Origin of the sequence: uncultured Empedobacter sp. (assembly GCF_937930195.1) — a bacterium.
GTDB lineage: Bacteria > Bacteroidota > Bacteroidia > Flavobacteriales > Weeksellaceae > Empedobacter > Empedobacter stercoris.
Genome location: NZ_CALGVK010000155.1, coordinates 1 through 12,289, shown reverse-complemented (window position 1 = coordinate 12,289; position 12,289 = coordinate 1). Strand labels below are relative to the sequence as shown.

Here is a 12,289-nt window from a genome sequence, read left to right as displayed (position 1 = left end):
GTTGGCGAGGGAACGCCCAGAAAGAAATTTATAGAATATTATCAAATATTATTTACTTTTAGTTTTTAAATAAGTTAGAGAAATGAAACCATTTAATGTACGTATATATGCGTTATTGGAACATAAGGGAAAAGTATTGGTGATTCATGAGCCTTTTCAGGGAAAGTTGATTTATAAGTTTCCTGGAGGTGGTTTGGAATTTGGTGAAGGAACGAAAGATTGTTTGAAACGCGAGTTTAAAGAAGAGCTAAATCTTGATGTAGAAATTGGTTCGCATATTTTTACACAAGATTTTTTTGTACTTAATGCTTTTGATCCTACTGAACAAGTTTTATTAATTTATTACAAAGCTACTGTTAGTGAAAAGTCATTGGCACAATTAAAAATTTTGGATGCTGATATCAACGAATTGTTGTGGATAGAGGTTAATGACTTGGATTCAAATCAATTTACACTTGACGCCGATAAAGTGGTTGTAGACTTGTATAAAAAAGAAAACTTCGAATCCTAAGACTCGAAGTTTATAATTTTTTGATCATCGAAATACTGAATAACAGCGTATTTCATTAACAAAGTTTGTTCGTTGGTTTTGAGTGGTGGTAAATCTTCCAATAACTCAAAATGTGGCCAACCATCTGGATCTTGTCCTTCGAAACGATAAAAACCGAAAGGCTCTAACACTCGACAAACGGCGATATGAAGTAAATTTAGTTTATCATCTTTTTTAAATCGTTTTTTTCCTTGTCCCAATTCTTGGACACCAATTAAAAAAAGTATTGTATCTAAATCTGGTCGTTCACCGTCCGTGAAATTTTGCATGAAGAATTCTTCAATCTGCTTCCACTTGTTATTATTTGATGATGATTCTTCTGTTAATTTTGAAATATCCATTTAGAATTTACGTCCTTTATGACGCATATGTGGGTTTTGTAATTGCGAATTACTAACGTTGAAACGTTTCATTTGGCCGTTCATCATTTTGATTTGATCAGTAAACATTCCTTTCGAGTCGTTTTTCTTCGCTTCTTTTATATAACCTTCAGCTTCTTTCTTTTTACCTTTTGCCATTGCTGCACCAGCCAATGATAAGTTTGCCATTGCTCTGTCGTGGTCAAAAGATAAACCGTAGTTTAAGGCTTCTTTCATGTATTTTTCTGAAACGGCAACATTATCTTGCGCTTCAGTAATTCCCATCATGTAATGAAAATATCCCATTTGTTTTGGAATTAATTCTGTTGATGGATTCTTGATTCTTTGTAACCATTTTTTCGCTTTTGCCATATCCTCTTTGCGTAAAAACCAGAACGCTAACAAGATGTTTTCGTTTCTGAAATAAAATAAAATAGGAAATACAGCGACTAATAACGAAACAAATCCCCAACCATATTCGCGAGTGCTAAACAAAAAGATTGCTAAAGCGATTAATACAGCGGCGATTACTAATTTAATGTATTTGTTCATCGTTTATAAATATGATTTGATACTATCTGCAATTTCATTCATTTTCTCGGCAGATAATTGAAGTTTTGGATTTGAGAAATTGATATCTTGCATTGAATTTAGAGGAACCAAATGTACATGTACATGTGGTACCTCTAATCCAACAACTGCTACACCAACTCGTAGACAAGGTATAGCTTTTTCTATAGCTTGTGCAATTTCATACGAAAAGTCCATTAAACCTAAATAGGTTTCTTTGTCTAAATCGAAGATTTTATCAACTTCCTTTTTCGGGATTACCAATACATGTCCTTCTACCAAAGGGAAGGCGTCTAAAATAGCGATGTAACGATCGTTTTCAGCAATTTTGTATGATGGTATTTCTCCGTTTATAATTTTAGTGAAAATGCTTGCCATATGTTTTTAATTTTTGAAATCTTAGTCCAAAGATATTTCTAAAATTTCAAAATTTAAAGTCATTCCGTTAGGTAATGTAATTTCTGCAACATCACCAAGAGATTTTCCTAATAATCCTTTTGCAATTGGTGTGTTAACTGAGATGCGCATTTTAGCTAAATCAGCTTCAGATTCTGGTACCAAAGTGTACACTAATTCTTGTCCGTTAGCTGTATTTTTTATTTTAACTTTTGATAAGATAGAGACTTTTGAGTGGTCTAATTTAGATTCATCTATAACACGAGAAAAAGCAACAACTTCTTTTAATTTAGCTATTTGCATTTCTAACATTCCTTGTGCTTCTTTTGCAGCATCGTATTCTGCATTCTCAGATAAATCACCTTTATCACGTGCATCAGCAATTTGTTGCGAAATTTTTGGACGCTCAAAAGTTTCTAACTGATGAAGCTCTTCACGCAACTTTTCTAATCCTTCTTTCGTTACATATTGTATATTTGCCATAACAACAATGTTTAATTAATTTTTTATTAAATAGTGATATAAAATAAATAATCCTACACATATCGTAGATATGCGCAGGACTATTCTATTTTTCTATTACAAAGATAGTAAAAAATATATACCAATTTAAAAATGAAAGAGTTTATTAAAACGATTCTAAATAAAGTTTTATTTTTAGGTGCACTTCTACTAATTTTTCAATCATGTAATACAGATGATGGAACGGTAAGTTGTGTTCCTTTAACGACTGTAAATGTTGCCATCAACACAACATTACCATTGTATGCTAATCTTAATAATCCAGGTGGTTGGGTTTATGTAAATGGAACGATGGCAGGTACAAGAGGAATAATTGTAGTACGAACAGCCTCAGGTTATAAAGCGTATGATCGGAATGCCCCACATATATGCCCAACTGAAAAATCTACATTGTACGTAGAAGAGGATATTAAAATTGTTTGTAAAGAAGATGGTGCAGAATGGATGTTATTAACAGGACAACCTACTAAAGTTGCGAATCGTGCTCCACGTACATATCAAGTATATGCAACACAGAATGGTGTCATAACTATTACGAATTAAAGATTATTAATAATTGAATTATATTTACAAAAAAAATGGAATTATGATCTAATACTATGCGTGCATAAATAAATTAGATTATTTTTGGATTAAATTATTTTTAAAAAAAGATAATTTCGTTGTAAAGCTTATCCAAATCCATTATTTTTGGTAAATTAAATTATTATCAAATAAAACATAAACATAATGAGCATTATTTCGCATATTCATGCAAGACAAATTTTAGATTCTCGTGGTAATCCTACAGTAGAAGTTGACGTCATAACAGAATCAGGTATATTAGGACGTGCAGCAGTTCCGTCTGGAGCATCTACAGGAGAATATGAAGCGGTAGAATTACGTGACGGTGGAGATATTTACTTAGGAAAAGGAGTATTAAAAGCAGTTGAGAATGTAAATGACGTTATTGCTCCAGAATTAATTGGTTTCTCAGTTTTCGAACAAAATTTAATCGACCAAGTGATGATTGATTTAGACGGAACAGAAAACAAAGCGAAATTAGGTGCGAATGCGATTTTGGGTGTTTCATTAGCGGTTGCAAAAGCAGCAGCAGAAGAATTAGGTTTACCATTATTTAGATATATTGGAGGTGTTAATGCGAATACATTACCAGTTCCAATGATGAATATTGTAAATGGAGGTTCTCACTCTGATGCGCCAATCGCTTTTCAAGAGTTTATGATTATGCCAGTTCAGGCAGCATCTTTCTCGGACGCTTTGCGCAAAGGAACAGAAGTTTTTCATTCACTAAAGAAGATTTTACACGATAGAGGTTTATCTACAGCTGTAGGTGACGAAGGAGGTTTTGCTCCGACTTTTGAAGGAACAGAAGATGCTTTAGATACAGTAATTTTAGCGATAGAAAAAGCAGGTTATAAAGCAGGTGAAGAAATTATGATTGCATTAGATTGTGCATCATCAGAATTTTACCATGATGGAAAATACGATTATACAAAATTCGAAGGAGATAAAGGAGCTATTCGTACTTCTGCAGAGCAGGCAGCTTATTTAGCAGAATTAGCAGAAAAATATCCGATTATTTCGATTGAAGATGGTATGGATGAAAATGATTGGGAAGGTTGGAAAATTTTAACGGATAAAATTGGTGATCGTGTACAATTAGTTGGTGACGATTTGTTGGTGACAAATGTTAAGAAATTAGATCAAGCAATTGAAACAGAAACAGCAAATTCAATCTTAATCAAATTTAATCAAATTGGTACATTAACAGAAACAATCAAAGCGGTACAAATGGCACAAAATGCACGTTACACAGCAGTAATGTCTCACCGTTCTGGAGAAACTGAAGACGCTACAATTGCTGATTTAGCTGTTGCATTGAACACAGGACAAATTAAAACAGGTTCTGCATCTCGTTCTGATCGTATGGCAAAATATAACCAATTGTTACGTATCGAAGAAATTCTTGGTGAGACTGCTATCTTCCCAGGTCTTAAAGCTTTTAAAGTTAAGCGATAGAATTATTTTAGACTGATAATTATCAGTCCTGAATTAATAAATTATTAGTAAATTACGCAATAAATAATATAAACTATAAAATGTCAGATAAGGTAATATTAAATTACAATGGAAATGAGTTGGAACTTCCAGTTACAACAGGTTCAATGGACGAAAAATCTATTGACATTTCTAAGTTAAGAAGTGCTACTGGGTTAATCACAATGGATCCAGGATATAAAAATACAGGAGCATGTGAGTCTAAAATTACATTTTTAGATGGTGAAGAAGGGAAATTGATGTACCGTGGCTATCCTATTGAGCAATTAGCAGAGAAATCTTCTTTCGTAGAAGTAATGTATTTGTTAATCAAAGGAGAATTACCAACGCAAGCTGAATTAGATAAATTTGTAGCAGATATTAATGAGTATAACCATGTATCGGAAGATTTAATTAAAATCTTAGATGCATTCCCAAGTTCAGCTCATCCAATGGGAGTTTTAACTTCTTTGACAGCTGCATTATCAGCTTTCAATCCAAAAGTTGTTGATGTTACTTCTCCAGAAGATATGTACAAAGCTGCTGTAACTTTATTAGGGAAATTCCCAGTTTTAGCATCTTGGACACAAAGAAAAATCAAAGGTTTACCAGTAAATTACTCTAACGATAAATTATCTTACGTAGAAAACTTTTACCAATTGTTATTTAAAAAACCAGGTCAAGATTTAGAATTAGACCCAGTTATTGTTGATGCAATTGATAAATTATTAATCTTACACGCAGATCACGAGCAAAACTGTTCTACATCAAGTGTACGTTTAGTAGGATCTTCTCACGCAGGTTTATTCGCTTCAATCTCTGGTGGTATCTCAGCTTTATGGGGACCATTACACGGAGGTGCTAACCAAGCAGTATTAGAAATGTTAGAAGCAATCAAAAATGATGGTGGAGACGTAGATAAATACTTAGCGAAAGCAAAAGATAAAAACGATCCATTCCGTTTAATGGGATTCGGACACCGTGTTTATAAAAACTTTGACCCTCGTGCGAAAATCATCAAAGTTGCTGCTGACAACGTTTTAGAGAAATTAGGCATCAATGATCCTATTTTAGATATTGCGAAAAAATTAGAAAAAGCTGCTTTAGAAGACGAATACTTCAAAGCAAGAAACTTATATCCAAACGTAGATTTCTATTCAGGAATTATTTACAAAGCGTTAGATATCCCTACAGAAATGTTTACAGTAATGTTTGCTGTTGGACGTTTACCAGGATGGATTGCTCAATGGATGGAAATGCGCGAAACGAATCAACCAATTGGTCGTCCTCGTCAATTATACACAGGAGCTCCATTACGTGATTACGTTGATATTGAAAACAGATAAGAAATTTCTTATTGACTATATAATCCGAAAATCAAATCTTGATTTTCGGATTTTTTTTAACAATTAATTCCCAAATATTTTTTGTTTAAAACGCGTTTAAGCTTTATTTTTAAGTGATTTAAATTTTGTTCCTATGAAATTTGAGAAAATACATAATAAAGGTCAAGCGCAAATATTCGAAAACAAATATCTGGAAATGTTGACAAAAGGTCATCCTGCAGTTATTTGGGGAATGTATATTCCATTACTTTCTTATTGTGTTTATTATGGAATTTCGCGTTACGAATTATCTACACTAACAGTTGTTTCTATTTTTTTTGGAGCGATGTTATTCTGGACATTGTTCGAATATTTTGCGCATCGTTATCTTTTCCATTGGACAGCTGAACAAAAAAGTTTGAAACGAATTGTTTATATTTTTCATGGTAATCATCATCATTATCCACGCGATAAACAACGGCTTTTTATGCCTCCAGTGCCGAGCATTATTTTAGCTTCTTTTATATTTTTTATTCAATATTTAATTTTAGGAAAATACACTTTTGTTTTTTTTCCTGGTTTTATGATTGGCTATTTATTGTATGCGTCTATGCATTATTTGATTCATGCTGTTGCGCCGCCTTTCAAGTTTATGAAACCTCTTTGGCGCAATCATCATTTGCATCATTATAAAAACGAAGAGTTAGGTTTTGGAGTGTCAAATACATTTTGGGATCGAGTTTTTGGAACGATGTTCGATCTAAAAAATGAGAAAGAGGATAAAGAAAAAGTAAAAGAATTGATGTTTGAGAAGAAAAGTTAATTTTTTGTATCTTCCGTCAAATTATCACACTCAGAAAAATGAAAAAATATACTTTACTTGCAATTGGATTACTTGCATTCAATCAAGCAAATGCGCAATATTCGATAGAAAATCAAAAGCAATATGTCGAAGAATTAGCTTCTGATGCTATGAAAGGTCGAAAATTTGGAACAACAGAAAATCGTTTGGCTGCTGAATTGATTGCAAAAAAGTTCAAAGAAAATAATCTAAAACCATGTGTTGGTGATTCGTATTTAATCAAATTTGAACATAAAGGTAAAACAGGACAAAATGTTTGCGGAATCAAAGAAGGTAAATCGACTGATATTTATGCTGTAGGTGCACATTTTGATCATGTTGGGACAAGTGATAAAAGCGAAGATAAAATCTTTAATGGTGCTGATGACAATGCAAGTGGAACATCGGCTGTAATGGCGTTGTCTGATTATTTTAAGAATAAGAAAGTGAAGCAAACCATGATGTTTATGGCTTTTGATGCTGAAGAAATTGGATTAATTGGTTCTAAAATGTTGGTTGAAAATCCGGATTTCCAAAAATATTTACCGCAAATGAAAGTGATGTTGAATTTAGAAATGATTGGAACTGTTTCTGCTTTTGGCGAAGGTAAAGTGTATATGACAGGAAGTGATCGTTCGGATTTGATGGAGATTATGAATAAAAATTCTTGCAAAACTTTTAACGTAGAGCACGATCCTTATTTACAACAGCAATTGTTTTTCCGTTCAGATAATGTAAACTTTGTCAATCATAAGGTGGTTTCTCACTCACTTTCATCGGTCAATATGGAAAATCAAAATCATTATCATCAAGTTAATGATGAAATTTCGGTGATTAATTTTAAAAATCTTTCAACAATCACAAAAGGAATTGGACGTAGCTTAAATAAAATGATGAAGAATAATGAAGCACCAAAATATTTAAAATAAAATTTAATCCGTTCTACTTGAACGGATTTTTGTTTACCATATTTTGTAACAAGTAATCTAAAAAATCAACTAATATTGAAAATGATCTAAATGAGTAAATTAATCAATCCTTTAAGTTATTGTATTCTTGCAATTTTGTTATTTTTAATTCTTTCGGTTAATTTCTTTCCAATCGAAGGATTAGAAAAATTATACAAATATAGAATTGTATTGATTGTGCTTTATGTTATGTTGCGATTATTAAAACATTTTGTATACAAAGAAAACATCAAAACAAAGGAATAGAATTGTAACAGGAAGCTTCGAACAATCCTATATTTTAATTAACATATTATTTTACAGATTTTTTACTGAAAGAGGAGAATAATTAAAAAAAAATATTATTTTTACTATACATAAGTAAATTAGGTATATGATAGATGTTCAATTTTATAAAGGAACCTTACAACCAATTATCTTAAAATTATTACAAGATAATGGTAAAATGTATGGTTACGAGATTATAAGTAAAATAAAAATCCTTTCTAATAATCAATTTGAAATCAAAGAAGGTGCTCTGTATCCTATTTTACATAAGCTCGAAACCCAAAATGTAATTGAAGTTGAAGCAGTAAAAATAAATGGAAGAATCCGTAAGTATTACAAATTAACCGAAATTGGACAAAAAGAAACTGTCAATCGATTAGCGTCACTGAATGAAACAATAGATCAAATACAGAATTTAATTAATCCTAAATTGTCTAATCTATGAGAAAATTAAATGAGATTGAAATTGAAAAATTATTTCAATTTACTAAGAATCATTATGTAGAATATTATGATTTACAGATTGAGTTAGTTGATCATTTGGCTTGTGGAATTGAAGAGCAATGGAATTTTGATGAAACAATTTCTTTTGAAGATGCTTTAAAAATTGAGTTTAAAAAATTTGGTGTATTTGGATTTTCAGATATTGTTGACAACAGGAAATTAGAACTTCAGAAGAAATATAAAAAACTGATTAATAGAGCAATTTTAGATCATCTAAAAAAGAAAGAATACATTGGATTGATTTTACTTTTTGCTCTTGTTTATATGCTTTTTACTTTGATTGATGAAAAAATTACTTTTGCTGTTGTAGTAATACTTTTTTATGGTTTTAGTATTTTTCAACTTATTCGATTGAATAGGGAATATAAACGTAAAACAAAAAAGTTGGGTATAAAATTAGTTTTGGTAGAAACGATTTATAAAAATTTTATATCTATTTCAGCTGCTTCGGGAATATTTAATTTAGGTATTCAGTTAATTCTTCATTTAAATGTTAATTTCTTTTATTTGAATTTAGGTGCAGCTATATTGTTACCCCTATTATTTTTAATTTTATATGTTTCGTGCTATTATTTACCTAAGCATTCCGAAGAAATATTAAAGGAATTGTATCCAGAATATCATTTAATAATAAATTAAAAATAGCTCCTTTTGGAGCTTTTGGTTTATGTATGACTTTCGTCTTTTTGTAATAAAAATTTGTAGATTAATCCTCCAACAATTGCTCCTGCGATTGGAGCAACCCAAAATAGCCATAGTTGAGAAAGAGGTTCTCCTCCAACAAAAATAGCTTGTGATGTAGATCGGGCAGGATTTACAGATGTGTTAGTGATTGGAATAGAAATTAAGTGGATTAATGTTAAAGCTAAACCAATAGCGATTCCAGCAAATTTTCCGTTTGCAAATTTATCTGTTGCACCTAAAATTACAATTAAGAAGAAAGCTGTTAAGACAAATTCTGCTAAAAAAGCAGCTTGCAAGCTATAACCATGCGGAGAAAAAGCACCATATCCATTGGATGCAAAAGCACCTGCTTTTGTGTTGTCAATAGCAAAATCTGAGTTTCCGGATGCGATTAAGTATAAAACTCCTGCAGCGGCAATTGCGCCTAATACTTGCGAAATGATATAAGGAAGAAGTTGTTTTCCATCAAATCGTCCGCCAGCAAATAATCCGAATGATACCGCGGGATTAAAATGTCATCCTGAAATATGACCAACAGCATAAGCCATTGTCAAAACTGTCAAACCGAATGCAAGTGCGACTCCCATGTATCCAATTCCTAATTCTGGGATTCCTGCAGCAAAGATAGCACTACCACAACCTCCAAAGACTAACCAAAAAGTACCGAAAAACTCGGCAGCATAATTTTTCATAATGTTATATTAAAAGTTTAGTTGGAATGAATTTAGGAAAAATTTTAATAACAAACACTTTTTATTGCTTTTATTATGAAAACAAAAAAAAAAATCGCTCTGAGAAATCAGAGCGATTTAATATTTAGAAAAGTCTATTTTAAAATTTCTATTAGTCCATATAAGCCTCAATTGGGGCACATGTACAGATTAAGTTACGATCTCCGTATGCATCATCAATTCTTGATACAGAAGCGAAGAATTTACGCTCGCGAACCCATTCTGCTGGATATGCAGCTTTAGAACGAGAGTAAGGATATTCCCACTCGTCAGCAGTAATCAAATGAATAGGGTGAGGCGCATTGTGTAATACATTGTTGTCAACTGGATAATCTCCGTTTACAACTTCGTCAATTTCTTGGCGAATAGAAATTAATGCATCACAAAAACGATCTAATTCTGCTTTGTTTTCAGATTCTGTTGGCTCTACCATCAATGTTCCCGCTACTGGGAAAGATACAGTAGGTGCGTGAAATCCGTAATCAATTAAACGTTTTGCAATATCAGTTACTTCGATACCTGCTTTTTTGAATGGACGACAATCTAAGATGAATTCGTGTGCTACGACATTATTTGCATTTGTATATAAAATATCAAAATGTTTTTCTAAACGCGTTTTCATGTAGTTGGCATTCAAGATAGCACCTTGTGTAGCTTTCAATAAACCTTCTGCACCTAACATTAAAATGTATGAATAAGAAATTGGTAAAATGAATGCAGAACCATAAGGAGCCGCAGCGAATGTATTTGTAGCTTCTTTTCCTCCAGTTTCGATTAATGGAGAAGAACCTAAGAAAGGAGCTAAGTGTGCTTTTACACAAATTGGTCCTACACCAGGTCCACCACCACCGTGAGGAATAGCGAATGTTTTGTGTAAGTTTAAGTGACAAACGTCTGCACCAATATTTCCCGGAGAAGTTAATCCAACTTGTGCATTCATGTTTGCACCGTCCATATAAACTTGTCCTCCGTAGGCGTGAATCATTTCAGTAACTTCTTCGATATTGCTATCAAAAGCACCGTAAGTTGATGGATAAGTAATCATCAAGGCAGCTAAGTTATCTTTGTGTTTTTCACATTTTTCTTTTAAATCAACTAAATCTGTTTCACCAGATTCTAAGTTTTTCACCACAACAACTTGCATTCCTGCCATTGCAGCAGAAGCAGGGTTCGTTCCGTGAGCAGATTGCGGAATCAATGCCACATTTCTGTGTCCTTCTCCTTTTGCCTCAAAGTAAGAACGAATAACCATTAAACCTGCATATTCTCCTTGTGCACCAGAGTTTGGTTGTAAAGAAGTTGCATCAAAACCTGTGATTACAGCTAAATAATCTTCTAAGTTTTTGATTAATGTTTGGTAACCTTCTACTTGATCTTTTGGAGTGAAAGGGTGAACATTCCCCATTCTTTCCCAAGACATATGCAATAATTCTGTTGCAGCATTCAATTTCATTGTACAAGAACCTAATGCAATCATCGATTGATTAAGCGCTAAATCTTTACGCTCTAAACGTTTGATGTAACGCATTAATTCTGTTTCTGTATGATATAAATTGAAGTTTTCGTGTGTTAAGAAATCAGAAGTTCTGATTAAGTCTTGAGGTAAATAAGTGTCTTCAACTTCAAATTCAAAACCTTCTTCCGTATTTTTGATTGTTGCAAAAACACTTAAAATTTCGAAAATATCTTCTTCAGAAGTCATCTCATCAATTGTGATTGAAATTTTTCCGTTTTCGAATCCATTTACATTGATTTCTTCTTCAGCAAAAATTTTCACAATTTCGTCCGAGTTTTCAACCTCGATTTGAACGGTATCAAAAAATGCAGTATTTACTGTTTTAAATCCTAAATGTTGAACACCAGCATTTAAAATTCCAGCTTTTGTGTGAATTTCATTTGCGATATATTGTAACCCATCTTTTCCGTGGTAAACCGCATAAAAAGAAGCCATAACCGCTAACAATACTTGTGCTGTACAAATATTAGAAGTAGCTCTTTCGCGTTTGATATGTTGTTCACGTGTTTGTAAAGCCATACGAAGCGCATAGTTCCCTAAACGATCTTGAGAAACTCCAATAATACGTCCTGGAATTACACGTTTGTATTCTTCTGTACAAGATAAGAAAGCTGCGTGTGGTCCTCCGTATCCCATTGGAACACCAAAACGTTGAGAAGTACCAATTGCAATTTCAGCTCCCCATTCACCTGGAGGTGTTAATAATGTTAAAGCTAATAAATCTGTTGCTACGGCTACTTTTACGTTTACTGCGTTTGCTTTTTCTACAAATGATCTATAGTTATTGATTTGTCCTCCTTTTCCGATGTATTGAACAATCGCTCCGAAGAAATCTTCAGTTAATTCTGTCGTTTCAAAGTTTCCTACAACTAATTCAATTCCTAAACCATGTGCTTTCGTTTCTAAAACCGCTATAGATTGTGGAAATAAATTATCTGCTACAAAAAATTTGACAACGTTATTTTTCTTTTGATCACGAGAACGAGATTCAAATAACATGTGCATTGCTTCACCAC

At 32.6% G+C, this 12,289-nt stretch carries 14 protein-coding genes and 1 pseudogene; 9 read left to right on the top strand and 6 right to left on the bottom strand.

Annotated features, from left to right (window positions below; genetic code table 11):
• The first annotated feature begins 82 nt into the window (after positions 1-82).
• Positions 83-511, top strand: coding sequence for an NUDIX domain-containing protein (locus Q0616_RS08845; protein WP_171623965.1), 429 nt, complete (start codon positions 83-85; stop codon positions 509-511).
• Here the strand turns inward: Q0616_RS08845 and Q0616_RS08840 are convergent.
• The 4 genes from Q0616_RS08840 to greA are packed head-to-tail and all read right to left on the bottom strand — an operon-like array spanning position 508 to position 2,358.
• Positions 508-891: a hypothetical protein gene (locus Q0616_RS08840; RefSeq protein ID WP_171623964.1), complete on the bottom strand. Its 384-nt coding sequence runs from the start codon at positions 889-891 to the stop codon at positions 508-510. The genes Q0616_RS08845 and Q0616_RS08840 overlap by 4 nt on opposite strands.
• Positions 892-1,461 carry a lipopolysaccharide assembly protein LapB gene (locus Q0616_RS08835; protein WP_225539033.1) on the bottom strand — a complete coding sequence of 190 codons (570 nt, stop codon included), beginning with the start codon at positions 1,459-1,461 and terminating at the stop codon, positions 892-894. It abuts the gene before it with no gap.
• 3 nt (positions 1,462-1,464) lie between these two features.
• The gene (locus Q0616_RS08830; protein ID WP_171623962.1) at positions 1,465-1,857 is read right to left on the bottom strand and encodes an HIT family protein; all 393 of its coding nucleotides are present in this window, start codon (positions 1,855-1,857) and stop codon (positions 1,465-1,467) included.
• Between the two features lie 21 nt (positions 1,858-1,878).
• On the bottom strand, positions 1,879-2,358 hold the full coding sequence (gene greA, locus Q0616_RS08825; protein ID WP_171623961.1) for a transcription elongation factor GreA: 480 nt from the start codon (positions 2,356-2,358) through the stop codon (positions 1,879-1,881).
• Between the two features lie 132 nt (positions 2,359-2,490).
• Between greA and Q0616_RS08820 the strand changes: the two genes are divergently transcribed.
• From Q0616_RS08820 to Q0616_RS08785, 8 genes are all read left to right on the top strand, one after another.
• On the top strand, positions 2,491-2,940 hold the full coding sequence (locus tag Q0616_RS08820; protein WP_225542651.1) for a hypothetical protein: 450 nt from the start codon (positions 2,491-2,493) through the stop codon (positions 2,938-2,940).
• 186 nt (positions 2,941-3,126) lie between these two features.
• A complete protein-coding gene (gene eno / locus Q0616_RS08815; protein WP_171623959.1) occupies positions 3,127-4,419 on the top strand; it encodes a phosphopyruvate hydratase in 1,293 nt (430 codons plus the stop codon).
• A gap of 80 nt (positions 4,420-4,499) precedes the next feature.
• The gene (locus Q0616_RS08810; protein WP_171623958.1) at positions 4,500-5,783 is read left to right on the top strand and encodes a citrate synthase; all 1,284 of its coding nucleotides are present in this window, start codon (positions 4,500-4,502) and stop codon (positions 5,781-5,783) included.
• A 133-nt stretch (positions 5,784-5,916) separates the two neighbouring features.
• Positions 5,917-6,585: a sterol desaturase family protein gene (locus Q0616_RS08805; protein ID WP_171623957.1), complete on the top strand. Its 669-nt coding sequence runs from the start codon at positions 5,917-5,919 to the stop codon at positions 6,583-6,585.
• 38 nt (positions 6,586-6,623) lie between these two features.
• Positions 6,624-7,532 carry a M28 family peptidase gene (locus Q0616_RS08800; RefSeq protein WP_298776541.1) on the top strand — a complete coding sequence of 303 codons (909 nt, stop codon included), beginning with the start codon at positions 6,624-6,626 and terminating at the stop codon, positions 7,530-7,532.
• Positions 7,533-7,622: 90 nt separating this feature from the next.
• Positions 7,623-7,817 carry a hypothetical protein gene (locus Q0616_RS08795; RefSeq protein ID WP_298776538.1) on the top strand — a complete coding sequence of 65 codons (195 nt, stop codon included), beginning with the start codon at positions 7,623-7,625 and terminating at the stop codon, positions 7,815-7,817.
• A 127-nt stretch (positions 7,818-7,944) separates the two neighbouring features.
• Entirely contained in the window at positions 7,945-8,283 is a 339-nt protein-coding gene (locus tag Q0616_RS08790; protein WP_171623954.1) for a PadR family transcriptional regulator, read from the top strand.
• Entirely contained in the window at positions 8,280-8,981 is a 702-nt protein-coding gene (locus Q0616_RS08785; protein ID WP_171623953.1) for a hypothetical protein, read from the top strand. The genes Q0616_RS08790 and Q0616_RS08785 overlap by 4 nt, the downstream gene beginning before the upstream one ends.
• Before the next feature lie 26 nt (positions 8,982-9,007).
• On the opposite strand, the pseudogene aqpZ reads toward Q0616_RS08785, so the two are convergent.
• Positions 9,008-9,718, bottom strand: a pseudogene (aqpZ, locus tag Q0616_RS08780) (aquaporin Z).
• Between the two features lie 151 nt (positions 9,719-9,869).
• On the bottom strand, positions 9,870-12,289 hold a 2,420-nt coding region (gene gcvP / locus Q0616_RS08775; RefSeq protein ID WP_298776534.1), incomplete at its 5' end, for an aminomethyl-transferring glycine dehydrogenase.

Coding starts and splice junctions, on each gene's coding strand:
- Q0616_RS08840 (WP_171623964.1), bottom strand. CDS start 891: ATGGATATTTCAAAATTAACAGAAGAATCATCATCAAATAATAACAAG.
- Q0616_RS08810 (WP_171623958.1), top strand. CDS start 4,500: ATGTCAGATAAGGTAATATTAAATTACAATGGAAATGAGTTGGAACTT.
- Q0616_RS08830 (WP_171623962.1), bottom strand. CDS start 1,857: ATGGCAAGCATTTTCACTAAAATTATAAACGGAGAAATACCATCATAC.
- Q0616_RS08795 (WP_298776538.1), top strand. CDS start 7,623: ATGAGTAAATTAATCAATCCTTTAAGTTATTGTATTCTTGCAATTTTG.
- Q0616_RS08800 (WP_298776541.1), top strand. CDS start 6,624: ATGAAAAAATATACTTTACTTGCAATTGGATTACTTGCATTCAATCAA.
- eno (WP_171623959.1), top strand. CDS start 3,127: ATGAGCATTATTTCGCATATTCATGCAAGACAAATTTTAGATTCTCGT.
- Q0616_RS08805 (WP_171623957.1), top strand. CDS start 5,917: ATGAAATTTGAGAAAATACATAATAAAGGTCAAGCGCAAATATTCGAA.
- Q0616_RS08845 (WP_171623965.1), top strand. CDS start 83: ATGAAACCATTTAATGTACGTATATATGCGTTATTGGAACATAAGGGA.
- Q0616_RS08835 (WP_225539033.1), bottom strand. CDS start 1,461: ATGAACAAATACATTAAATTAGTAATCGCCGCTGTATTAATCGCTTTA.
- Q0616_RS08785 (WP_171623953.1), top strand. CDS start 8,280: ATGAGAAAATTAAATGAGATTGAAATTGAAAAATTATTTCAATTTACT.
- Q0616_RS08820 (WP_225542651.1), top strand. CDS start 2,491: ATGAAAGAGTTTATTAAAACGATTCTAAATAAAGTTTTATTTTTAGGT.
- greA (WP_171623961.1), bottom strand. CDS start 2,358: ATGGCAAATATACAATATGTAACGAAAGAAGGATTAGAAAAGTTGCGT.
- Q0616_RS08790 (WP_171623954.1), top strand. CDS start 7,945: ATGATAGATGTTCAATTTTATAAAGGAACCTTACAACCAATTATCTTA.